General features: G+C 36.3%; 21 protein-coding genes. 20 read left to right on the top strand and 1 reads right to left on the bottom strand.

Going from position 1 to position 23,158, the window contains the following annotated elements; genetic code table 11:
- The first annotated feature begins 260 nt into the window (after positions 1-260).
- From V1503_RS03795 to V1503_RS03775, 5 genes are all read left to right on the top strand, one after another.
- Positions 261-1,526, top strand: coding sequence for a molybdopterin molybdotransferase MoeA (locus V1503_RS03795; RefSeq protein WP_410624960.1), 1,266 nt, complete (start codon positions 261-263; stop codon positions 1,524-1,526).
- The gene (gene mobB / locus V1503_RS03790; protein WP_410624958.1) at positions 1,514-2,047 is read left to right on the top strand and encodes a molybdopterin-guanine dinucleotide biosynthesis protein B; all 534 of its coding nucleotides are present in this window, start codon (positions 1,514-1,516) and stop codon (positions 2,045-2,047) included. The genes V1503_RS03795 and mobB overlap by 13 nt, the downstream gene beginning before the upstream one ends.
- Complete coding sequence (locus V1503_RS03785) at positions 2,037-2,510, top strand: molybdenum cofactor biosynthesis protein MoaE (RefSeq protein WP_214482565.1); 474 nt, start codon at positions 2,037-2,039, stop codon at positions 2,508-2,510. Before mobB ends, V1503_RS03785 begins: the two co-directional genes overlap by 11 nt.
- Positions 2,503-2,736: a molybdopterin converting factor subunit 1 gene (gene moaD / locus V1503_RS03780; protein WP_214482566.1), complete on the top strand. Its 234-nt coding sequence runs from the start codon at positions 2,503-2,505 to the stop codon at positions 2,734-2,736. Before V1503_RS03785 ends, moaD begins: the two co-directional genes overlap by 8 nt.
- Positions 2,737-3,311: 575 nt before the next feature.
- Complete coding sequence (locus tag V1503_RS03775; RefSeq protein WP_410624955.1) at positions 3,312-3,818, top strand: hypothetical protein; 507 nt, start codon at positions 3,312-3,314, stop codon at positions 3,816-3,818.
- Between the two features lie 123 nt (positions 3,819-3,941).
- On the opposite strand, the gene V1503_RS03770 is transcribed toward V1503_RS03775, so the two are convergent.
- Positions 3,942-5,687 (bottom strand): sigma 54-interacting transcriptional regulator, encoded by a 1,746-nt coding sequence (locus V1503_RS03770; protein WP_410624953.1) that lies wholly within the window; start codon positions 5,685-5,687, stop codon positions 3,942-3,944.
- 411 nt (positions 5,688-6,098) lie between these two features.
- Here V1503_RS03770 and V1503_RS03765 point away from each other — a divergent pair, with 411 nt between their 5' ends.
- The 15 genes from V1503_RS03765 to argB all read left to right on the top strand — a co-directional run bounded on the left by V1503_RS03765 (position 6,099) and on the right by argB (position 23,011).
- On the top strand, positions 6,099-7,628 hold the full coding sequence (locus V1503_RS03765) for an acyl-CoA carboxylase subunit beta (protein WP_410624951.1): 1,530 nt from the start codon (positions 6,099-6,101) through the stop codon (positions 7,626-7,628).
- A 15-nt stretch (positions 7,629-7,643) separates the two neighbouring features.
- On the top strand, positions 7,644-8,429 hold the full coding sequence (locus tag V1503_RS03760) for an enoyl-CoA hydratase/isomerase family protein (protein WP_214482575.1): 786 nt from the start codon (positions 7,644-7,646) through the stop codon (positions 8,427-8,429).
- 3 nt (positions 8,430-8,432) lie between these two features.
- On the top strand, positions 8,433-8,645 hold the full coding sequence (locus V1503_RS03755; protein WP_320258216.1) for an acyl-CoA carboxylase biotin carboxyl carrier protein subunit: 213 nt from the start codon (positions 8,433-8,435) through the stop codon (positions 8,643-8,645).
- Between the two features lie 12 nt (positions 8,646-8,657).
- The gene (locus V1503_RS03750) at positions 8,658-10,022 is read left to right on the top strand and encodes an acyclic terpene utilization AtuA family protein (RefSeq protein WP_410624948.1); all 1,365 of its coding nucleotides are present in this window, start codon (positions 8,658-8,660) and stop codon (positions 10,020-10,022) included.
- Positions 10,023-10,025: 3 nt separating this feature from the next.
- Positions 10,026-10,352 (top strand): AtuA-related protein, encoded by a 327-nt coding sequence (locus tag V1503_RS03745; RefSeq protein WP_320258218.1) that lies wholly within the window; start codon positions 10,026-10,028, stop codon positions 10,350-10,352.
- A 71-nt stretch (positions 10,353-10,423) separates the two neighbouring features.
- Positions 10,424-11,575 carry an acyl-CoA dehydrogenase family protein gene (locus V1503_RS03740; protein ID WP_410624946.1) on the top strand — a complete coding sequence of 384 codons (1,152 nt, stop codon included), beginning with the start codon at positions 10,424-10,426 and terminating at the stop codon, positions 11,573-11,575.
- A gap of 215 nt (positions 11,576-11,790) precedes the next feature.
- Complete coding sequence (locus tag V1503_RS03735) at positions 11,791-12,942, top strand: acyl-CoA dehydrogenase family protein (protein ID WP_410624944.1); 1,152 nt, start codon at positions 11,791-11,793, stop codon at positions 12,940-12,942.
- A 301-nt stretch (positions 12,943-13,243) separates the two neighbouring features.
- Positions 13,244-14,791, top strand: a complete 1,548-nt coding sequence (locus tag V1503_RS03730) for an AMP-binding protein (RefSeq protein WP_410624942.1) — start codon at positions 13,244-13,246, stop codon at positions 14,789-14,791.
- An 85-nt stretch (positions 14,792-14,876) separates the two neighbouring features.
- Complete coding sequence (menE, locus tag V1503_RS03725) at positions 14,877-16,394, top strand: o-succinylbenzoate--CoA ligase (protein WP_410624940.1); 1,518 nt, start codon at positions 14,877-14,879, stop codon at positions 16,392-16,394.
- A 52-nt stretch (positions 16,395-16,446) separates the two neighbouring features.
- Positions 16,447-17,226, top strand: coding sequence for an enoyl-CoA hydratase/isomerase family protein (locus V1503_RS03720; RefSeq protein ID WP_410624938.1), 780 nt, complete (start codon positions 16,447-16,449; stop codon positions 17,224-17,226).
- A gap of 32 nt (positions 17,227-17,258) precedes the next feature.
- Complete coding sequence (locus V1503_RS03715) at positions 17,259-18,230, top strand: NAD(P)H-dependent flavin oxidoreductase (RefSeq protein ID WP_214482583.1); 972 nt, start codon at positions 17,259-17,261, stop codon at positions 18,228-18,230.
- A gap of 643 nt (positions 18,231-18,873) precedes the next feature.
- Positions 18,874-19,587 carry a YwiC-like family protein gene (locus V1503_RS03710; RefSeq protein WP_410624936.1) on the top strand — a complete coding sequence of 238 codons (714 nt, stop codon included), beginning with the start codon at positions 18,874-18,876 and terminating at the stop codon, positions 19,585-19,587.
- A 325-nt stretch (positions 19,588-19,912) separates the two neighbouring features.
- On the top strand, positions 19,913-20,944 hold the full coding sequence (gene argC / locus V1503_RS03705; RefSeq protein WP_410624934.1) for an N-acetyl-gamma-glutamyl-phosphate reductase: 1,032 nt from the start codon (positions 19,913-19,915) through the stop codon (positions 20,942-20,944).
- Between the two features lie 61 nt (positions 20,945-21,005).
- Positions 21,006-22,232: a bifunctional ornithine acetyltransferase/N-acetylglutamate synthase gene (argJ, locus tag V1503_RS03700; protein ID WP_410629375.1), complete on the top strand. Its 1,227-nt coding sequence runs from the start codon at positions 21,006-21,008 to the stop codon at positions 22,230-22,232.
- Between the two features lie 11 nt (positions 22,233-22,243).
- The gene (argB, locus tag V1503_RS03695) at positions 22,244-23,011 is read left to right on the top strand and encodes an acetylglutamate kinase (protein WP_410624932.1); all 768 of its coding nucleotides are present in this window, start codon (positions 22,244-22,246) and stop codon (positions 23,009-23,011) included.
- Positions 23,012-23,158 lie beyond the last annotated feature (147 nt).

The raw sequence follows: 23,158 nt of genomic DNA, 5'->3' as shown, positions 1-23,158 counted from the left end.
GAGGAGCATGGTTTCTTTTAGAGGAGATTTAACAAGGATGAGAAAATAAACCAATTTAGTAATTTGGCAGTCGTGGTCAAGGACTTTTCTATTAAAAAAGTTTCATCAACTTAAGGCATCATTTTATGTAATGAGTTCAGCTAAACAAGCTTTAAGCTATCGTTAAAAAGAAGAAAAGATGTTGGAAACTTTTGTTGTATACCCGTAAATAATTAGAATGTATAAAAGTCTGTTAGAAATAACTATAAAGGAGTAGGCCTATGGTGGAAAAAAGACAATTAACACCAGTATCAGAAGCTGTTAGTAAGGTTATGACACATGCTAAGCATGGTGAAATAGAAGAAGTATCAATAGATGATTGCTATGGTCGTTTTCTTGCAGAAACGATTGTTGCAGATCACGATGTACCAAATTTTGATCGCTCTGCTTTTGATGGCTTTGCGATACGAGCAGTAGATTCCATACATGCGAATCAACATAATCTTATTGAATTTGAAGTGGTTGAAGAAATAGGTGCCGGGCAGGTAGCATCAGAGACATTAACAGAAGGTCAAGCGATACGAATTATGACCGGAGCACGAATGCCTTCGACTGCAAACGCGATTGTAATGCTCGAATTAACTAAGCAATACGAACGTGATGGAAAAAAGTATATGTCTATAAAGCGACCTTTTAAAGAAGGTGATAACGTTTCTTTTAAAGGTGAAGACACAAAAAAAGGTACTGTATTAGTTGAAAAAGGACATGTTATAAATCCAGGTATAAAAGCGTTATTAGCTACATTTGGTTATAGTACTGTAAAAGTAGGAAAAAAACCAAAAGTAGGTGTGTTTGCAACAGGGTCAGAACTACTTGATGTAGATATGCCTCTAGAGCCAGGAAAAATACGAAATAGTAATTCCTACATGATCTGCGATCAAATAGAACGTTGTGGTGGAGAGGCCGTTTATCTTGGAAAGCTCATGGATGATTTTCAATCATGTTACGAGGCGATGAAAAATGCACTTCAACATGTTGATATTCTTATTACCACAGGCGGTGTTTCTGTAGGAGACTTTGATTACATACAAGAAATTTATAACAAGCTAGGAGCTGAACTCCTTTTCAACAAAATTTCAATGCGACCAGGCAGTGTGACTTCAGTTGCACAGTTAAATGGTCAGCTATTATTTGGCTTATCTGGGAATCCATCAGCCTGTTATGTTGGTTTTGAACTATATGCTCGTCCAATCATAAGGAGCCTATTATTTTCAGCACGTCCACACCTTCAAAAAATTCAAGCTACGCTTAATGAAGACTTCCCTAAAGCTAATCCTTTCACGAGATTTGTAAGGAGTAAGCTGTCATACCATGAAGGAAAAGTTTTTGTAGCACCGAGTGGTTTAGATAAATCAAATGTAGTTGTTTCTTTAGCTTCTACGAATGCGTTAATGATGTTACCAGGTGGCACTAGAGGATTTCAAAAAGGAATGCTGGTAGACGTGTTGTTACTTGAAGATCAAGAAGGTTGTCAATGGCCGTGGTGAATACACCAGTAATTTTACAAATAGTAGGGTATCAAAATAGTGGGAAAACCACTTTAGTTGAACGCTTTGTGCATGAATCAGTCAAACAAGGTTTAAAGGTTGGCACAATTAAACATCACGGACACGGTGGCAAACCAAAGGCAAATGATGTAGGGAAAGACACATATCGTCACCGGCAAGCTGGTGCAGTCATAACTGGGGTTGAGGGGGAAGGGACTGTTCACATTCATATTGAAAATGACGAAACTTCCTTGAAGCAATTATTACACATGTATAATCCATTTGGCCTAGACATCATTTTTGTAGAGGGTTATAAACAAGCACAATTTCCCAAAATTGTTTTGTTGCGGTCTGTAGAAGATATCCATTTATGTAACGAATTAACGAACGTGTTAGCTATTATAAAATGGTTCGATCATCATCAATTTGATGAGATTCCATATAAAGTGTTCAATATTGGTGAGCATGAAAAATATATTCCGACGATTTTACAAAATGTGAGGAGACGACATGGACAATAAAAATTTTTCATTGACTGAAGATCCAATTCGAGTTCAAGAATTAATAGATAAAGTAGTTAGGCGTGAAGCAGGAGCGGTAACTACTTTCATCGGTACAGTGAGAGAGTTTACAAAGGGAAAGCGAACTTTATTTTTACAATATGAATCATATGTTACGATGGCTGAAAAAAAACTAGCACAAATAGGTGAAGAAATAACAGAGAAATGGCCTGATGCTAAAGTAGCGATCACTCATCGAATCGGTAGGTTAGAAATATCAGACATTGCAGTGGTCATTGCTGTATCAACACCTCACAGAAAAGATGCTTATGAGGCGAATGAGTATGCGATTGAACGTATAAAGCAAATTGTTCCTATTTGGAAAAAAGAGCATTGGGAAAATGGTGAAAAATGGATTGGAGATCAACTGGAACAAAATGAATACCCAACAGGACAACCTGAGGAGGAGCATATCAATGATTAAAGTTTTACTTTTTGCACATTTGCAGGATGAGGTAGGTAAAGAAACGATAACGATAGATAAGGCACCTCTAACAATTGCTGAATTAAAAGTATTGCTATCAGACCAATTTGAACTACAAAATGTAGAACAATTAATGTTTGCTATAAATGAAGAGTATGCACAAGTGAATGATGTCATCCAAGCAGGGGATATTGTTGCACTTATTCCACCTGTAAGCGGAGGGTGAAAATAAAGATTATATTAACCACCAGAAAAAGTGAGTCGACTGATGACTCACTTTTTTGTTAGCCAATATTTCATCAGTGTTATGTTGATTAACCTTCTCTAATAAAGCATTATCCTTACATTTATAATGAGAATTCAGAAAATGTACAAATGATAGAGATATATAATACGCTATACTCTGTTTTAGAGGAACATTTTGGAATGTACATTAAAAAAGGGGCAGAAAGTGAGTTGGAAAATGAAAAAGGATAATTAGATATAACTTATTTTACTTATCTATTTTAGTGTATCAGGATATTCGTATACATTATGTAGTGAGAAAAAATACTAATGGATTTTTTATAACGAAATCTCAGATTATAGTCGTAGAGCCAGTATTGTTGCTCTATCTAATATTACTTTAATCTTTCCATAAATTATTTTGGTTGAACTGAGCCAAAATGAAACAAGTAGTGAAGAATTCTGAATAACTTCTGACATTGAAACGGCATCAAGTGAAGAAGTACTCGAAGCTTATTAAAATATTATAATTGGGGTTTTAAATCTTTTGAACGATTAGGGAAAGGAGGGAGAAGGATGAAGTTTAGCTGGAAAAATCTTATTATTATAGTCATTTTAACTAACTTAGCTACCTTTTATTGTGTTAAGGTTTTTTTTCCAACAACAGTTATAAAAAATAATTATCTATTTAAACTCGCAGGTAAGGGTGAGTATTGGGAGGTGAAAGATTATCAAATTGCATGGAAATCTAATAAAGGAGCAATTGAAGGTAGCGAAGAAATAACCTATCTGGGAGATCCTCAGCAACTAGAAGGAAAAATTGAAGTAAAAGTATATGATTATTTTAGAGATGGCATTGTACCTCACAGTGTAGGAGAAACAGATGCGGAACAGTTTGTGAAATATGTCTCAATTAAAAGAGGTGGTGGAGGGGCTTATCCTGATAATAGCCTGTCTTTTGAAGATATTATGGAGCAAACTATTTTTGAATTTAGCTGGAGAACCAAAGATGGAAAAAATCATAAAGAGAAAGTTAAGTTGGAATTAGATTATGACCAACGATATATAAACCATATAAAATGAACAATCCAACCATTTCTAATGAGCTCTTTATCTACACGAAAACAAATCCAATACTCCCATGAAAGAATGAGTCTGGGGTTATTGGATCGAGAATTTTACGACTATATTATAGGAAAATATTTCTTACATATAATGGGTTTGCTCTTTTATAGCATAGTTTTTTATTTTTTCATAAAGCGTGGAGCGACTAATTCCTAACAAATGAGCGGCTTTAGTTCGATTACCGTTTGTTTGGATAAGCGCTTGAATGATCAGTGATTTTTCAGACTCTTTCAGTAGATTTTTTTGATTAGTAAAATATCCATTATTAAAGCTATGAAAAGTAGGTTGTGTTTGTTGAAGTCCATATGTAAGCTCTTCAAATTGAATATGTAGTGGCTCAATCCATTTTGTATTAGTAAAGTGATAAGCTCGTTCAATAATATTCTCAAGTTGTCGTACATTGCCTGGCCAATCATATTGTTGAAGCTTTTCAATGCCACCGTTTGAAATACCAACGATAGTGCGCTTTGTTTTGGCATTACATTTTTCAATGAAGTGATTACATAGTAAAGGGATATCCTCCATACGTTCATTTAAAGGAGGGATATGGAGTTGAATGACATTTATTCGATAGTATAAATCTTCTCTGAAAATTCCTTTAGCTATTAACTCAATTAAATTCTTATTTGTAGCTGCTATAATTCTCACGTCAACCTTGATCGTTTTTGTGCCACCAACTCTTTCAAACTCTCTTTCTTGTAAAACACGTAATAGCTTTGCTTGGAGAGATAAGGGCATATCACCTATTTCATCTAAAAACAGGGTACCTTCATGGGCTAATTCAAATTTACCTGGTTTTCCTCCTTTTTTCGCACCAGTAAAGGCACCAGAAGTATAGCCGAAAATCTCTGCTTCTAACAGCTCTTCAGGAATGGCTGCACAGTTAATTTTGATGAATTTCCCTTTTCTGCCTGATGAAAAATGGATACCATCTGCTATTAATTCTTTTCCTGTGCCACTTTTTCCAGAAATTAGAATAGTCGAAAATGATTGTGCGGCTATTAGTGCTTGTTGTTTTAAGTCTTCCATTCTTTCACTTCGAGAAATAATGTGTGTAAAATAATTTGCGCTTTGTTTCGTAGATACTAAACCTCTAGCAACCTGCTCATAATCAGTAATATCCTTTAAAACTACCATTCCCCCAGTAACTGTTTGCCATTGTAGCAGAGGAATAAAAGAAGCTATCACTGATGTTGTACCTATCGATAGTTGCTTATGCTTAATAATGGTCTTAGATTGAATTGTAGATTTTAAATAATTTGAAATTGCTGGAGAGATTTCTTCAATAGAGTGATTTATAAGTTGGTTTTTTTCATAGTTAAGGATATTAGTTGCAGATGTGTTAACGGATGTAATTGTGAGATGTAAGTTAACAGAGATAACCGACTCTTCTAAGTTATTAATTAATAAATTGAGACGTTCTGTTAAGCTTTGACTTTCTGTTATTAATCCTCGAATGAGTTCAGACTTTGTAAGTACGCCTACCACTCTTTGTTGATCGTTTAGAACGATGGCATGACCAACATTTTCTTGCACTAGCAAGTCTTTTGCAAAATATACATTATCATTTTCATTAAGTGTTACTACGTTTTTTTTTATGTATGGAGTGATTTCTTTTGCTAAATCTCCTGAATCAAGTAAACAACGATAGAGAGAATATTTGGTGACAATTCCTACGAATTTTTTGTTATTTATTACGCAAGCGATATCCTGACGAAAGTGTAAAAAAGCTTGAAGAACTTCACGAACGGAGCTCGTAGGTACTACTTTGATAAATTGAAATGAAGTGATTTGACGAATTTCTATAAGGATAACCCCCTTTTCCATATGTTGCAATTGTATTAAAAAAATTTTGAATATTCAACACATTTGTCCGGTTTCTGTACAGTCGTAAGTTACTACGGACATATGTAACGATGCTAACAGCAATATATAATCGATATTTTCTAAGGAATATTTGTGTATGAAATTCCGTCGTATGAGTTAAGTACACCACATTTATGGATCAAATACTTAGTTATATGGGTCAAATAACAATATTTACTGGTCAAAAACTCAGTTATATGGGTCAAATTACAATATTTACGGGTCAAAAATTCAATTATATGAGCTAAATCACTATATTTATCGGTCAAATTCATTGATTTACTTATTTGGCACAACATTTGCATAAAGCTATTTGTAGGATTTCTTTTATATTCATCTACTTATTTTTCTTGCTTATAAGGGGGCTAATTAATGAGAGAAGATTATGAACTATATTTAAGAGAAAAAGAAAGAATTTTAAAAGGTGGGAAAGAAAAATATCATCAGTATAACGCAAGTAAAGGCAAGATGTTCGTTCGAAGTAGGTTATCGAAGCTATTTGACGAGGGGGCCATCGTTGAGGACGGATTATTTGCCAATGCGGAGGAACCTGAATTACCTGCTGACGCTTGTATTACTGGTATAGGTAAGATTAACGGGAGAACGGTATGTTTTTTGGCTGCCGATTCAACAGTAAAAGCAGGGTCATGGGGACCAAAATCAGTCGAAAAGAATATACGAATTCAAGAAAAAGCGATGGAACTACAAGTACCAATGTTATACCTTATTGATTCTGCAGGAGCTAGAATAACTGAGCAATTGGAAGTTTTTCCTGGGAAAAGACAAGGTGGAAAGGTTTTTTATAACCAAATCCAAATGTCTGGATCCGTACCGCAAATATGTATTTTATTTGGACCGTCACCAGCTGGTGCTGCCTATGTACCTGCTTTTTCTGATTTGGTGATTATGGTTGATCAAAATGCTTCAGCATATTTGGGATCTCCAAGGATGGTTGAAATGGCGATCGGTGAGAAAACGACGATGGATGATATGGGTGGTGCGAAAATGCATTGCTCAGTGAGTGGACTTGGTGATGTTCTCGTTCAAACTGAAGATGAAGCGATCGAAACATGTAAGCAGTACTTAACATTTATGCCACAAAATTGGCAAGAAGTGCCGGATGAGGGCGTAAGTAAAGAACCGGTAACAGGAAGAAAGATAGAAGAAATTATTCCTCAAAATGAAAACGTTCCTTTCGATATGTATGAACTGATTAATCAAGTAATTGACGAAGATAGCTGGTTTGAATATAAGAAGTTATTTGCACCAGAGCTCATAACTGGTTTTTGTAGGATTGGTGGAAAAGTAACTGGGTTAGTTGCAAACCAACCAAAGGTAAAAGGTGGCACCTTATTTGTAGATTCGCCAGACAAAGCAGCACGCTTTATAAAAATTTGTAATGCCTATAGTATTCCTCTGTTGTTTTTATCAGATGTTCCAGGCTATATGATTGGATCAAAAGTTGAAAGAAGCGGAATCATTAGGCATGGTGCAAAAATGATTTCTGCATTATCAGAAGCAACAGTTTCAAAAATTTGTGTCGTTGTAAGAAAGTGTTACGGTGCTGGATTATATGCCATGGCTGGACCTGCGTTTGGAACAGATGCAGTGTTAGCGCTGCCGAGTGGATCAATAGCTGTAATGGGACCGCAGGCAGCTGTAAATGCAGTATATTTAAATAAAATACTCGAGCTTCCTGAAGAAGAACGCCAGGCTTTTGTTCAAGCTAAGCGAGAGGAATATGCAGAGAATATTAATATCCATAAGCTAGCTTCAGAGTTAATTATAGATGATTTAATCGGCTTTGAAGAGTTAAGATCGGCAGTTATTCGCAGGTTTGCATTATATAAAACGAAAAAAGTACATGTGCCCGAAAAGAGAAACGCGATTCATCCAGTATAGAAAAGAGGTGTAATAGTGGAATTCCAAACAATTTTATACGAAGTGAAAGAGCATATCGCAACGATTACTCTTAATCTACCTGAAGTGAGAAATCCATTAACAGAGAAGTTAGTTACAGAGCTTATCCAAGCGATAAAGCTAGCTGACTCAGATGAACAAGTTCAAGCCATGATTTTAACAGGGCGTGGAAAATCCTTCTCAGCAGGTGGTAATCTGAATGAATTTAAGCGGACTTCTGAAAAGGATGTTCCTACATTATATTTTGAAGGAAAAAGTAGTACAGAGTTATTTAAACTAGGTGCAACGGTACAAACACCGATGATTGCTGCTGTAAACGGTGCGGCACTTGGTGGTGGAACAGGTCTAGTTGCAATGTGCCATATAGCTATTGCATCCACTAGTGCAAAATTAGGCTTAACAGAGCTGAAGCTAGGTATCGTTCCATTTGTCATTTTGCCATGGGTAAGAAGAGCAGTAGGAAACCGTAAAGTAATGGAAATGATGCTTAAGGCAGAAGTGTTAACCGCTGAAGAAGCATGTAAATATCATTTAGTTCATCAAGTTGTGGAACCAGAGAGATTAGATGAAGAAGTCTGGAATACTGCAAAAATAATAGCATCTCATAGTCCACTTGCTGTAAAGCTAGCACTAGATTCATATTTTACGACTGAACAGATGGATTTTATGAAATCCTTTGATTATTTATCAAACTTAAGGCTTGTATCTTTTAAGAGTGAGGACCTAAAAGAGGGTGCTTCAGCATTTTTAGAGAAACGAGTGCCCGATTGGAAAGGGGTATAAACAGTGAATTATGAAGCTCCTATAAGTGGGAATGTTTGGAAGGTTTTAGTGGAGGATGGCGATCATGTCCAAATTGGTGATGTTCTTATCATAATGGAATCTATGAAGATGGAAATTCCAATCGAAGCAACAGCTGAAGGGACAGTAAAAAAAGTAATAGCTAGTGAAACAGATTTTGTACAAGAAAGTGATATTGTTATAGAAATGGAAGACTAGGGAGGTGGTTATGTGAAGTCAATTCGAATAGGCGCTGCTCAAGGCTTTTATGGGGATACAATTGAACCAGCAATTGCAACAGCAAAGCACGGTAATGTCGATTATTTATGCTTTGACTGCCTAGCAGAATTAACGATGGCAATATTATTAAAGGACCAACAAAAAGATCCTCATCTAGGATATGCAAGGGATATAACTATATCAATGAAAGCGCTGTTACCGTATGTGAAGGAACAAGGAATGAAGATTCTTACAAACGCGGGAGGTTTGAACCCTCTAAGAGCTCAACAAGAAGTCATTCAAATTGCAAGGCAAAATGGATTTGAAAACATAAAGATTGCTGTCGTCACTGGAGATCATATTTATGACGATTTAGAGGATTTGATAGAACAAGGGGTTTCACTTGATCATTTTGAGACAAATGAGTCCTTTCGTACAGTAAAAGACAAAGTATTGTTTGCAAATGCTTATCTCGGCGCACAGCCCATCGTAGAAGCATTGAAAGAGGGAGCAGATATTGTAATCACTGGACGGACAACAGATACCGCGCAGTTTTTAGCACCTTTAATATATGAATATAATTGGGGAGATCAGGAGTGGGATAAGCTTGCAAGTGGTGTGTTTATGGGCCATTTACTAGAGTGTTCTGCGCAATCAACTGGGGGAAATTATAGCGGTGAATGGCATGAAGTTGCTCAAATGGACGAAATAGGTTATCCGATTGCTGAATGTCAAGAAAATGGAGAGTTTATCGTCAGTAAGGTAAAGGAGCGCGGCGGTCTTATTACACCAAATACTCTGAAAGAACAAATGCTGTATGAAATCCATGATCCATCAGCATATATTACGCCTGATGTTGTTGTTGATTTAATGAATGTGAAGCTCGAACAAGTTGCTGAAAATGAGGTTTTAGTCACAGGTGTGAAAGGCAAAGCTAAACCAGCTGAATTAAAAGTCGTTATGGGGTTTGACAATGGCTATATGGGGCAAGTAATAACTGGATTTGCTTGGCCAAATGCACTGGAAAAAGCGAAAAAAGCAGATGAAATTATTCGCCTTCAAGCAGAGAGGAGCAAACTTCAATTTGATGAGATCAAAACTGATTTCATCGGTTACAACGCGCTACATGGTCCTTTGGCAACAGAAGTGAGTACCGATTCAAATGAGATTTTTCTTAGAATGGCCATACGTACAAAATCTAAAAGAGACGCCATTTCTTTTTCAAGGCTATTTCCACCACTTGCTTTAAATGGCCCACCGAGTATGGGGGCGTATATAGGAAACATCCCACCTAGAAAGCTATTTGGTATGTGGGCAACGCTTATACCTCGACACCTTGTAGAGGCTAAGATTTCTGTTACGGTTCAGGAGGTGTAAAGGATGTCGAAGATACTACTTGCAGAAATAGCTCAAGCTCGTTCAGGTGATAAAGGCAATACCGTAAATATAGGACTTATTGCTAAAGAGGAACAATGGTATGACATACTCGTTGACCAAGTAACGAGTGCAAAGGTGAAGGAGCATTTTGAGGGAATAGTACTTGGAAATGTAACAAGGTATGAACTACCAAACATACACTCACTTAACTTTGTATGTACTAATGCTTTAGATGGGGGCGGATCAAACTCATTACGATTAGATAACCTCGGAAAATGTTTTGGTTCCAATTTACTGAGGTTAGAAATTGATATATCTCAAGATTTATGAAGTATCGACGTTTTAAAAATTCAGCATCTCAAAAACTAATCTTTACATATTTCATTAAGAAAGGAGTGGTAATGATTAAGTATGAACCGTATTTTTCAGATGAACACGAACAGTTAAGAAAGACGATAAAAAAATTCGTTCAAAAGGAAGTAATTCCTTTCGTAGATGAGTGGGAAGTAGCAGGCGGCTTTCCTAGAGAAATGATGGCAAGAATGGGTGAGCTCGGATTTTTAGGACTGCGTTACCCTGAAGAAGTTGGAGGGCAAGGCTGGGACTATTTCTCTGGTATTGTGTTAGCTGAAGAGCTTGCGAAGTGTGGAGCTGGTGGTTTTCCAATGGCTGTTGCTGTTCAAACTGATATGGCAACTCCACCAATATTGGAATTTGGTACAGAGGAACAGCAACAAAAGTATTTGAAGCCAGCGTTACGAGGTGAAAAAATCGCTTCAATTGGGATTACAGAACCAAATCACGGATCTGATGTAGCTTCTATTGAAACGAGAGCTAAACGAGATGGGAACGAATGGGTTGTCAATGGAGCAAAAACGTTTATTACAAATGGTCCGAGTGCTGATTTTATTACACTCGTTACACGAACTTCTGATAGTCCAGGGTATAAAGGTATCAGTCTGTTTTTAGTTGAAACGAATCGTCCTGGCTGTACTGTCAGTAGAAAGCTAGACAAGGTAGGTATGCGCTCATCTGATACTGCTGAATTTGTATTTGAGGATGTACGTGTACCACATGAAAACTTGTTGGGGGAAGAAGGGCGAGGTTTTGCACAAATTATGTGGGAACTACAAGGAGAGCGATTAATAGCTGCCGCTGGGGCAATCGGTATGGCTGATCATGCGTATAAGTTAGCTCTTGAATATGCCAAAACGAGAAAGCAATTCAATCAAACTATTAACAACAATCAAGTCATTTCACACTTGTTGGTAGAAATGAAAACTGAAATAGAGCTTTGTAGAGAATTAACCTATGCTACTGCGTACAGGTTTGCAAATGGTGAAGTACCTAGTAAAGAAATATCCATGGCAAAGTTAACATCAGCAAAAATGTGCCATTGGGTAGCAGATCGAGCATTACAAATTTTCGGAGGAAGCGGATATATGCTAGAAAATGAAATTCAAAGAATTTGGCGTGATTCTAGAGTGTATCGTATTGGCGGAGGAACCGATGAGGTTATGAAAGAAATTATCGCTAAGCAAATGGAGCTATAAGAAAGAGTTTTGCTGTATCGAAAGCTTTTCTAACTGTTTAGCTACTGAACCGAACCTCTCTAGCTGTTTCAACTATTTTTACGTCTTTAGCTCACTTGTCTAGAAAAACTTAACTCAAGTCATTCATTCGAAGCGAACAGAAATGACGACAGTGCATGTGTTGGTGAGGTGTGTGCTATTTTTTGAATTTCAATTTTTTTGGGGGTGAATTGTTCATGACTCACTGGATCTTCACTGAAGAACACAAATTATTTCGTAGAACCGTTCGAAAGTTTGTGGAAAAGGAAGTCAAGCCTTATGTTAATGAGTGGGAAAAGGAAGGTGAAATCCCACGCAGCCTTTTTAAGCGAATCGGAGACCTAGGTTATTTAGGTATTAAAGTGCCAAAGAAGTATGGAGGATTAGGTTTAGATTATATTACTGAAGCCGTTTTTCTTGAGGAGTTAACAAAATGTGGCTCGGGTGGTGTAGGTGCTGCGATTGGAGGCTCCATTGGAATTGCCATGACCCCTATTTTGAATTTTGGTAACGATCATCAAAAGGCAAAATATGTTCAACCTACGATTGCTGGGGATATGGTGGGAGCTCTTGGGATAACTGAGCCAAACGCTGGAAGTGATGTCTCCTCTCTGCGTACGACTGCTACAAAAAAAGATGGATATTATGAGTTAAATGGATCAAAGACGTTCATTACAAATGGTGTAAATGCCGATTATGTCGTAGTTGCTGCCAAAACGAGAAATGAGCCACTGCATAAAAATATTAGCTTGTTTATCGTTGAAACAGGATGGGATGGCTTCGATGTTGGAAAGCCTTTGCAAAAACTAGGTTGGCGAAGCTCTGATACTGGGGAGTTATTCTTTGAAAGCGTAGCTATACCTGAAGAAAATCTAATTGGAAAAGTGAACGATGGCTTTTATTATATTATGAAAAATTTTCAATGGGAAAGAATTATCTTATCGTTAGCATGTGTAGCTCAGGCGGAAATGGCACTGGAGGCAAGCATGAAATATAGTTCCGAAAGAATACAATTTAATCAACCAATTTCAGCATTTCAAGTGAATCGACACAAAATGGTTGATATGGCTGTAGATATTGAAAAAGCAAAGCATATGACTTATCGAGCGTTATATTTATTCAGTGAAGGTAAAGACATCACGACTGAAGCGACATTTGCGAAAGTTTATGCTGGGGAGATGGTAAATAGGGTCTGTGATGAAGCTATGCAAATCTTTGGTGGGGCAGGGTACATGATGGAATATGATGTACAACGTTATTGGCGAGATGCTAGAGTCCAATCGATTGGAGGTGGTACGACACAAATTATGAATGAAATTCTATCAAAGCAACTACAAATAGTAGATTAGTAAATTAAGAAATGAAGGCGTTAATAGATCGATTTTACAAACTGATTTTTACTCTATTGATGATGTTAAAATTTCACATCAAATATAACAACTGTTATGCTGAATTAGTTTAACCTTATGTCAGAGGGATAGAATACCCAACTCTATTAAGAATATATTCAACTCTTTGGTCGACGGGACTTCATTCGCTCTCCGTTAATGAAAGCGCTTTAATATTTTATGTAAATGTAAGTATCTGCTCTATAATAGCAAGCTGGTCATGGATAAGTATGGCTTAAATATCAAATAAAGAGGTGTTCATATGATGATTAACGAGATCAACAGAATTGCCATTGGGGATATGTTAAGAAGAACAGCTAACAGAGTGCCTGAAAAAATAGCCCTTGTTGATAGTGACGTTGAGTTAACGTATAAACAACTAGACAATGCAGTTAATCAATTTGCTAACTATTTGTTAAATAATGAATTTAACAAAGGTGATTGTGTAGCTACCATTGCTGGGAATTCCTACGAACATGTAATCGCTATTTTTGGTATAGCAAAAGCAGGATTAACATGGGTACCCATTAACCCACATATATCAATCCAAGAAAAGCTATATATTCTCGATGAGGTGAAGGCATCGATCATCCTTGGTGATGCACCGCTGTTAACGCAAGATTATGAGAGCTTAAAGGCAAAACACTTATTATATTTTAATAACACCTCAGAAGAACAATTAGCATTTCTTGCTGCTTTCAATGATGAATCTACAAATGAACCGGTAGTTGATATTCATGATCGTGATGTGGCTCAAATTATGTTTACGAGTGGAACGACAGGAAATCCGAAAGGTGTCATGATCAGTCATACGAGTGTCTATGTATCAAGCTTAGCAAACATTATTGAAAACAAATTGAAGCAAGAGGATGTCGTAACGATTATGTTACCGATGTTTCATTGTGCGCAACATGCATTTCTTACATCGTTTATAAATATAGGGGCAAAGAATATCATTTATAAAGCTTTTGAACCAGAGGCTTTTATGCAAACAGTCCAAGAGGAAAAGGTTACGGTTATGTTTGCCTTACCTATTATGTATCGAGCCATTATTCATCATCCAAAAAGAGAACACTATGATCTTACATCTCTCGAAACGTGTATGTATGGGATGGCTCCTATGGATAAGTTTACTTTAGAAAAAGGCATAACCGAATTGAATGCAAATTTTTTATTAGGTACTGGGCAAACAGAAATGTATCCAGGTACGATGTTTTTTAAACCAGAAGAACAGTTACGTCGATTCGGATCTTATTGGGGTACGAGTAGTTTAATTAACGATACAGTGATTATGGATGGCGAAGGTAACATCCTCAGTAAAAATCAAGTCGGTGAAATCGTCCACCGTGGTCCGAACGTCATGAATGGATATTTAAATAATAAACAAGCTACCGAGCAAACGCGTATGTTTGATTGGCATCATACAGGAGACTTAGGTTATTGGGATGATGAGGGACAAATGGTTTTTGTAGATCGAAAAAAAGACATGATTAAAACTGGTGGAGAAAATGTGGCATCTATAAAGGTAGAACAAACAATTATTAATCACGCTAAAGTTCAAAATGTAGTAGTTGTAGGGTTGCCACACGAGCACTGGAGTGAGGCAGTGACTGCGTTTGTAATTCCAAAAGAGGGAATGGATTTAACGGCTGAAGAAATTATTGCATATTGCAAGCAATATTTAGGAGGATTCCAGGTTCCTAAGGATGTCGTTATCGTAAATGAATTACCTATGACATCCACTGGAAAAATACAGAAACATCATATTCGAAAACAATATCAAGAACACTATGCACACGCGAAGTCCTAATAAAAAATACCATTCACTCTGACAAAAACATTTTTTCGAAACAAGACTAAGTAACAAATAAATAAGTGAAAGGTGGGTTAACACAATGAACAAAGGAATAGGGTCATGGCTAACATATCATAGTGAACAGAGACCTGAACAAGCTGCTCTCATATACAAAGATAAAACAATCACGTATAAGGAGTTAAATATTAGAGTTAATAAACTGGCTAATAGTTTTCTTAAGCTAGGAGTTCGATTTGGAGATAGAGTTAATGCTCTCCTTTTTAACTCAAATGAATGTATGGAAACGATGTTTGCTTGTGCTAAAATTGGTGCTATTTTTGTACCGATAAATTTTCGACTTAGCATTGATGAAATTGAATACATTGTTCGAGACTCTGGAACAGGTCATTTAATCTACGATGAAAGAATGACTCAAGCAGTGAATGCATTGCGTGAAAGAATAAAAGACTTAAATTATTTCATCCATGTCGGTCACTCTCCAGATTTAGTAGATTTATCTTACGAAAATTTAATAGATCAGTCATTGGGGAACGAGCCTGAATTTGAACTGAGCGAAAATGATGTTCATATGATGATGTATACGTCTGGTACGACTGGAAAACCAAAAGGAGCAATGTTAACTCACGGAAATACACAATGGAATGCAATTAATGCGATTCAATTTTTGGCTTTCAAAGAAGATGACATTACTTTAACTGTGGCACCTTTATTCCATATTGGTGGGATGAATATTCTTACGACCCCTGTACTATATAAAGGAGGGACTGTCGTTCTTCAAGACCATTTTCAACCAGATAAGGTACTACATGCGATCCAAGCTTATAAAGTAACTAGTCTATTTCTTGTTCCTGCAATGTGGATGGCTCTCTTACATTCTAACCTCATTAATGACTATGATGTATCATCTTTTCGATTTTGCATTTCTGGTGGCGCACCATGCCCTCTCACAGTGATTGAATTTTTTCAGCAAAGACTAGTACCGTTATATGAAGGGTTTGGATTAACTGAAACAGCTCCATTTGTAAGCTTACTAGATGCTAAAAATGCTTATCGAAAGATGGGTTCAGTTGGTAAGAACCCTATACACACGGAAGTGAAAATTGTTAATGACTTAGGAAGCCGTGTAGAACATGGTGAAGTTGGTGAATTATTAGTCAAAGGCCCTAATGTGTTTGCTGGATATTGGAATAAACCACTTGAAACGAAGAAGGCTATTAAAGATAGTTGGTTCTATACAGGTGATTTAGCCAGAATGGATGATGAGGGTTTTATTTATATTGTAGATAGAAAGAAAGATATGATTATAAGTGGTGGAGAAAATATTTATCCTGCAGAAGTGGAACAAGTTTTATATAAGCATCCTGATATCAAAGAAGTTGCTGTAGTTGGGGCAGTAGATGAGACATGGGGTGAGGTCCCTAGGGCATATATTGTCCTACATGATACCGACAAAAATTTGACACTCGAACACTTCACAACATTTTGTAATGGAAAGCTCGCGAATTATAAGATTCCTAAACATATAGAGCTACTTTCCAATCTACCTCGAAATGCAACTGGCAAAGTGTTAAAAACTCAACTAAGAAGCATGCTGTGATAGTACTTAAACTGTCTTAGTTTTATAAGAGAAACAAAAGGAGGAACATAAAATGATGAATAATTTAGTATTATACGAATTGCTAGATCGTACAGCTGTAATTACGTTGAATAATCCTGATAAGCTAAATGCACTGTCTTTTGATTTAATTGAGGAACTTGAAGGAGCTATTCGAAAAGCGGAGAAGGATGAACATGTGCAAAGTATTATTTTGACAGGTACTGGTCGTGCATTTAGTTCAGGAGGGAACGTAACTGATTTTCCAGATTTGAATGCAGTGAACGGGCGTAAATATTTGATAGAGGGACATGATTTACTTAAAAGAATTTATGCTTTAGAAAAGCCAGTTATTGCAGCTGTCAATGGATTAGCAGTTGGAGGAGGGTTTAATTTAGCTCTTTGTTGTGACTTTGTTTTAGCTTCAGAGAAAGCTGTTTTTTCTCAAATTTTTTCAAAAATTGGTCTAGTTCCTGATATGGGAGGAATGTTTCTTTTACCGCGCACCGTTGGGTTACAAAGGGCAAAGGAGCTTATGTATTCAGGACGAAAAATTACTGCAAAAGAAGCGTTTGAATATGGTATTGTGCTTGAATTAGTATCTGCAGAACATTTAATGGAACGAGCAGTTGAATTTGCGAAAACAATAACAGAAGGTGCTCCAAATGCAATTGCATTAACTAAGTCAATTTTAAACCATAGTTTTGAATCAAGCTTTGATCAAATTTTAGCTGAAGAAGCTATGGCACAAGGTATTGCCTTTACAACGAAAGATCATAGAGAAGGAGTAACGTCATTTTTTGAGAAAAGACAACCACAATTTTCTGGTAGGTAATTAGTGTATGAATTAAAAAGGGGGGAAAGATAATGAACGAAAAACTGCCGAAACATATGACTACAAATATAACTTTACCAGTCATTTCAGCACCAATGTTTCTCATATCAAGTCCAAAGTTAGTTATTGAAAGTTGTAAGTTAGGTGTCATAGGTTCGTTTCCAACATTGAATGCTAGAACAGTAGATATATTAGAAGATTGGATGGCTGAAATTTCTACAGAGCTAGCTATTGCAAAAAAAGAAGATCCTCAACTGAAAGTTGCACCATGGGCTGTCAATTTTATCGTTCATCAAACAAATCCGCGATATGAGGAAGACTTACGGTTAATAACTAAATATCAGCCCCCAATTGTTATTACATCACTTGGAAACCCGTCAGCTGTTGTTGAAATTGTTCATCAATATGGTGGTCTTGTCTTTGCTGATGTAAGTAACATTCCTCATGCTCGCAAAGCTGCGAAAACGGGAGTTGACGGCTTAATTCTAGTATGTTCAGGTGCAGGAGGGCATGCTGGAACAATTAATAGCTTTGCTTTTGCAGGAGAAGTAAGAAAATTTTGGGATGGCATTACAGTCTTGGCAGGTTGCATCACGACGGGACGTGATATTCTTGCAGTTGAAGCTTTAGGTATGGACATGGCTTACATTGGAACGAGATTTATAAGTGCAAAGGAGAGCTTTGCAAGTGAAGATTATAGAGATATGTTAATAGATGCTTCTGTAGATGATCTTATTTATACTGATGCCATTAGTGGTGTATACGCTAATTACCTAAAGGAAAGTATTTTAAATGCTGGTATTGATATAAATGAACTTGAAAAAAAACAAACTGTTGACTTTTCATTTATGAACCAAACAAATGCGAAAGCATGGAAGGATATTTTTTCAGCAGGGCAAGGAGTTGGTCAGATAAGTAGAGCTCAAACAGTTGCTGAAATTATTGAGGAAATGCAAAATGAGTATCATTTAGCTAAAGGTAGGTTGTCTGAAACGCTCGTTTAGCTTAAAGGCTCTTTTCGTAAACTTTGTTGCTATTGTTATCAAATTATTACCAAGTACTATATAAGTGGTTTATATGTTAGTCAACTATGTACAGCAGAAAAGCGCTAGTTGACTATTTTTTAATAAGAAAATCAACAATCAATGCAAAAACAGCATTACTAAAAATGGACGGTATGATGAGTTGTATAGGTGCACAATAATTAAAAAGTTATCACGTACGCTAAATGTATACGTGCTTAAATCTTATAACGAAAATGTGAAAACAGCCAAAGGAAAACATGCTGTATGGACATCACTCTCATCTAATAAAGTTTAAATATCGGAAGGTTACCCATGACTTTAACCTTATTGCTATTTTCAGCCTTAATAGAAGGAAAGGTGTCACGAAACTTTAGTTGCGCTTATTTTCAGCGTGAGAAAACAACAATCCTTATCATAACCACTCTATTGAAAGGCTAGGACCAGAAGTTATTCTAGCCTTTTAAGAGCTTACAATTAGGCTATACACAACATTTTTGTAAATTGTTAATAAAAAGTCAAAGATGCCTTGGAAGGGACTGTAACTTTGTGATTTATCTCACTTATTGTTTTATGTTGTTTCATTATAATAACATCTAAGAAAGTTTAGGTGAGGTGAACGAGTATGAAACCTTTGATTCCGAAACAACACGGTGCATGGGCTATGTTACTCATCCCATTTTTGGTAGGAATATTTGCTGGTCAGCCTTCTATGATACATATCCCCTTATTTGGTGGCTGGCTGTTACTTTATTTAGGTACATATCCTTTGCTCATGTTTTTGAAAGGAAAGCGACAAGAATTTTATCTCAAATGGACATTTATTTATATGTTTCCAGCTCTAATTTGTTTAGTTGTAGCATTAATTATTAATTATAACCTTATTTATTTTGGCATCGTCATGTTGCCTTTTTTCGTGGTAAATGTGTATTTTGCAAAGAAAAACCAAGAACGTGCTCTACTAAATGACATGAGTGCAATTACATCATTTAGCATCGGTGGAGTAGCTAGTTATTATGGGGGGACTGGTACGATAGATTTTGTTGCTATTGGTATTTTGTTACTATCAATGTTCTTCTTTATAGGAAGTACATTTTATGTGAAAACAATGATAAGAGAGAAGAAAAATAATGCATACCGTTGGCTTTCTTGGGGATACCATCTAGGAATCATAGTTATATTATTTGTAAGTGGCTACCCTTGGTTTATTATTGCGTATATACCGAGTGTAGTCCGTGCTTTTTACTTTTATGGAAAAAATGTTTCTGTTTTGAAAGTAGGTATCTGGGAAATTATAAATGCTGTTTATTTTTTCTTAGTCGTTGTAGTGTTAGTCTAAAATAGCATTGAAATGTATATCGTATTTATAATGAGAGCTAACCTATTAAAGGTTAGCTCTTTTTATTTCATAAGGTCAATATTCAACTAAGCTACAAAATAGGTAGATTTAATGTTTGTTCTATTTTTACAGCGTAATTAATAGTATTTATATAATAGTTTATGGTTTTTATAATTTATTTATAAAAATACAATTGATTTTATATTTATTCAGTATTATAATGAAAACTAATTTTACGTGATGTTCAAAAAAACATGACAAAGACAGAGGTGTAGCTTTGAATTGAGTGAATCAATGCTGCCTAAGAAATAGAGGGGGATCGCAGATGAGAGCTGCTGTAATCGGTGCAACAGGTTATGGAGGAGTAGAACTATTACGTTTATTGCAGCAACATCCAGTCGTTAATGTTCATTCTGTTCATTCATCTTCTAATGATGGATTACCATTAGGGCAGATGTATGGACATTTATCTGGAAGTTTGAAATTTCAGTTAGAAAGTATTGATATTGACAAAATTGGTAGTGAGGTAGATGTGGTATTTATGGCAACACCAGCTGGTGTATCTAGTGAATTGACATCACAATTCAGTGAATATGATACACATATCATTGATTTATCAGGTGATTTGCGGCTACAAGATAATAAAACTTATGAAAGATGGTATAACAAGACTCCAGCTCCATCTCAAATTGTCAAGGAAGCTGTATATGGATTATCCGAGTGGAATAGCAATAAAATTAGTGAAGCTAAGATTATTGCAAATCCCGGTTGTTACCCTACGGCGGTACTACTAGGTTTAGCACCTTTAGTTCAGATGGATTTAATTAAGGAAGAATCGATCATTATTGATGCAAAATCAGGTGTTTCGGGTGCAGGGAGAAGTTTAGCTACCGCTGTTCATTTTGCTGAAACAAATGAGAATCTAAAAATCTATAAAGTAAATCAACATCAGCATATTCCAGAAATAGAGCAAATGCTCCTTAATTGGAATGGTAGCATTCAACCAATTACATTGAGCACCCATCTTGTTCCAATGACTCGAGGTATTATGGCGACAATGTATGTTGAGCCTAAAAAACAGCTCAAAACGGAGGAGCTGTATGATATTTATAGGTGTGCATATGATGAGCATTATTTTGTACGAGTAAAGGATGTATTTCCATCAACGAAGGAAGTTTATGGGTCAAACTATTGTGATATTGCATTGATGAATGATGAAAGAACAGGAAGAATTACAATTGTTTCAGTGATTGATAATCTAGTTAAAGGAGCAGCAGGTCAGGCTATTCAAAACTTAAATATTTTACTAGGTATGGATGAACATACGGGCTTAGATTTACTACCTGTTTATCCATAGATGTCATATATATTTTTCTTTCTCTTACGAAAAAAATAATGGAGGAATAAGTTTGATTAATATGAAAACAAAAGTAGGTACTGTTAATGTATTGCCAGAAGGAACGATCACATCTCCTGAAGGGTTTCAAACGGATGGGATTCATGCAGGTTTAAGATACACCAAAAATGATCTAGGTATTGTTCTCAGTGAAGTACCAGCCACATGTGCTGCAGTATATACACAAAGTCATTTTCAAGCACCTCCATTAAAAGTTACGCAACAAAGTATTGCAGTTGAAAACAAGCTTCAAGCTATTGTTGTAAACAGCGCCTGTGCCAATGCATGCACCGGTGAACAAGGTATGCAGGATGCATATGAAATGAGACATTTATGTGCTACACAATTTTCGATGCAAGAACACCTCATTGCAGTAGCTTCAACAGGAGTAATAGGTGAATTATTACAAATGAATAAGATCCGTACTGGAATAAAAAAACTTAAACCTAACAAAACGAAAAAAAATGCACAGCATTTTGAATCAGCTATTTTAACGACTGATACCGTTACAAAAAAGGCATGTTATCAGACAGTTATTGATGGAAAAACAGTGACAATAGGTGGAGTAGCTAAAGGTTCTGGTATGATTCACCCCAACATGGCTACTATGCTTTCATTTATTACGACAGATGCCAATATTGATTCAACAATTTTACAAAATACTTTACGAATAATAACGAATCAATCATTTAATCAAATAACTGTTGATGGTGAGACATCTACTAATGACATGGTTATTGTGATGGCTAATGGGCTAGCTAATAATGAACCATTAACCCCAATACACTCTGAATGGAAGCAGTTTTACACAGCTTTAATGCATGTTTGTGAAGATTTAGCTAAACAAATTGCTCGTGATGGGGAAGGAGCAACAAAGCTTATTGAAGTAAAAGTGAAAGGGGCAGTAAACGACGATGAAGCAAGGGAAATGGCTAAACAAATTGTCGGTTCTAACCTTGTTAAAACAGCGATTTACGGTAATGATGCGAACTGGGGAAGAATAATTGGGGCGATTGGACATAGTAGTGCATCAGTTAATCCAAATACTGTAGATATTACGGTCGGTTCAATAAAGATGTTAATTGCGAGTCAACCACAGCCGTTCTCCGAGGAAAGAGCAACAGCATATTTAGCAAATAATGATATTTATATTGAGGTACATTTGAATATAGGTGATGGCGAAGGGATAGCATGGGGCTGTGACTTAACTTATGATTACGTCAAAATTAATGCAAGCTACCGAACGTAAGGAGGATGGGGATGAGTAATGACATCATCGTAATTAAATGTGGAGGAAGTGTTATAACAGAGCTTTCAGCACAGTTTTTTAAAGGGCTCCATGAACTTCAAAAACGAGGAAAGAAAGTGGTTATTGTACACGGTGGAGGGCCAGTTATTAACCAATTATTGTCACGAATGAACATACGAGTGGAATTTGTTGATGGCTTACGTAAAACGACAAAAGATGTGTTAGATGTAGTAGAAATGACTTTAGCTGGAAAGGTTAATAAACAATTTGTGACTAATTTATCTCAATATGGTCTCAAAGCTGTAGGACTATCAGGTTGTGATGGCCAAATGTTGCTAGTGAAGCCTATTGAATTTGAGAAGTTAGGTTACGTAGGTGAAGTTGATCATGTAAACGTAGATTTGCTTATAACGCTACTTAACGATGACTACATCCCAGTTGTTGCACCAATAGGCATGAGTTCACAAGGGGGGAAATACAATATTAATGCTGATTCAGCAGCAGGGAGTATTGCTGAAGCACTCAATGCAAAACAATTATTGTTTGTTACAGACGTTCCAGGTATATTACAAAATGGTATTCTTTTAGAAGAAGCATCTGAAAACCAAATTAATGGCATGATAAGTGATGGGACGATTTATGGAGGTATGATTCCAAAGGTCAAAGCAGCAATTCACTCATTATCAGACAAACTACAAGAAGTGATGATTGTCAGCGGGAAAAATAGCATCTTATCTGCCAGCGGGTCGTTGCACGGAACGAAAATAAGAAAAATGTAAGAGTTTTTTATAACTCTTGATCAATAAAGAGTGCATTATAAGAATGTGTTTAATAAATGGAAAGTATAATATTTTTGCAGAGAATCATTCGCTATACAGGGGTTATCTATATCTAGCTCTAGCACCTATCCCTCGAGACCACTTCGC

Origin of the sequence: Nanhaiella sioensis, assembly GCF_046557775.1 — a bacterium.
Lineage (GTDB): Bacteria > Bacillota > Bacilli > Bacillales > SM2101 > Nanhaiella > Nanhaiella sioensis.
This window is presented reverse-complemented; position numbering and strand designations above follow the sequence as displayed.

Bases quoted from the DNA above. Each gene is read 5' to 3' on its own strand.
- moaD (WP_214482566.1), top strand. From the start codon at position 2,503: ATGATTAAAGTTTTACTTTTTGCACATTTGCAGGATGAGGTAGGTAAA.
- argJ (WP_410629375.1), top strand. From the start codon at position 21,006: ATGAAAACAAAAGTAGGTACTGTTAATGTATTGCCAGAAGGAACGATC.
- V1503_RS03730 (WP_410624942.1), top strand. From the start codon at position 13,244: ATGATGATTAACGAGATCAACAGAATTGCCATTGGGGATATGTTAAGA.
- argB (WP_410624932.1), top strand. From the start codon at position 22,244: ATGAGTAATGACATCATCGTAATTAAATGTGGAGGAAGTGTTATAACA.
- V1503_RS03795 (WP_410624960.1), top strand. From the start codon at position 261: ATGGTGGAAAAAAGACAATTAACACCAGTATCAGAAGCTGTTAGTAAG.
- V1503_RS03785 (WP_214482565.1), top strand. From the start codon at position 2,037: ATGGACAATAAAAATTTTTCATTGACTGAAGATCCAATTCGAGTTCAA.
- V1503_RS03735 (WP_410624944.1), top strand. From the start codon at position 11,791: ATGACTCACTGGATCTTCACTGAAGAACACAAATTATTTCGTAGAACC.
- V1503_RS03740 (WP_410624946.1), top strand. From the start codon at position 10,424: ATGATTAAGTATGAACCGTATTTTTCAGATGAACACGAACAGTTAAGA.
- mobB (WP_410624958.1), top strand. From the start codon at position 1,514: ATGGCCGTGGTGAATACACCAGTAATTTTACAAATAGTAGGGTATCAA.
- V1503_RS03745 (WP_320258218.1), top strand. From the start codon at position 10,026: ATGTCGAAGATACTACTTGCAGAAATAGCTCAAGCTCGTTCAGGTGAT.
- argC (WP_410624934.1), top strand. From the start codon at position 19,913: ATGAGAGCTGCTGTAATCGGTGCAACAGGTTATGGAGGAGTAGAACTA.
- V1503_RS03710 (WP_410624936.1), top strand. From the start codon at position 18,874: ATGAAACCTTTGATTCCGAAACAACACGGTGCATGGGCTATGTTACTC.
- V1503_RS03770 (WP_410624953.1), bottom strand. From the start codon at position 5,687: ATGGAAAAGGGGGTTATCCTTATAGAAATTCGTCAAATCACTTCATTT.
- V1503_RS03775 (WP_410624955.1), top strand. From the start codon at position 3,312: ATGAAGTTTAGCTGGAAAAATCTTATTATTATAGTCATTTTAACTAAC.
- V1503_RS03720 (WP_410624938.1), top strand. From the start codon at position 16,447: ATGATGAATAATTTAGTATTATACGAATTGCTAGATCGTACAGCTGTA.
- V1503_RS03715 (WP_214482583.1), top strand. From the start codon at position 17,259: ATGAACGAAAAACTGCCGAAACATATGACTACAAATATAACTTTACCA.
- menE (WP_410624940.1), top strand. From the start codon at position 14,877: ATGAACAAAGGAATAGGGTCATGGCTAACATATCATAGTGAACAGAGA.
- V1503_RS03765 (WP_410624951.1), top strand. From the start codon at position 6,099: ATGAGAGAAGATTATGAACTATATTTAAGAGAAAAAGAAAGAATTTTA.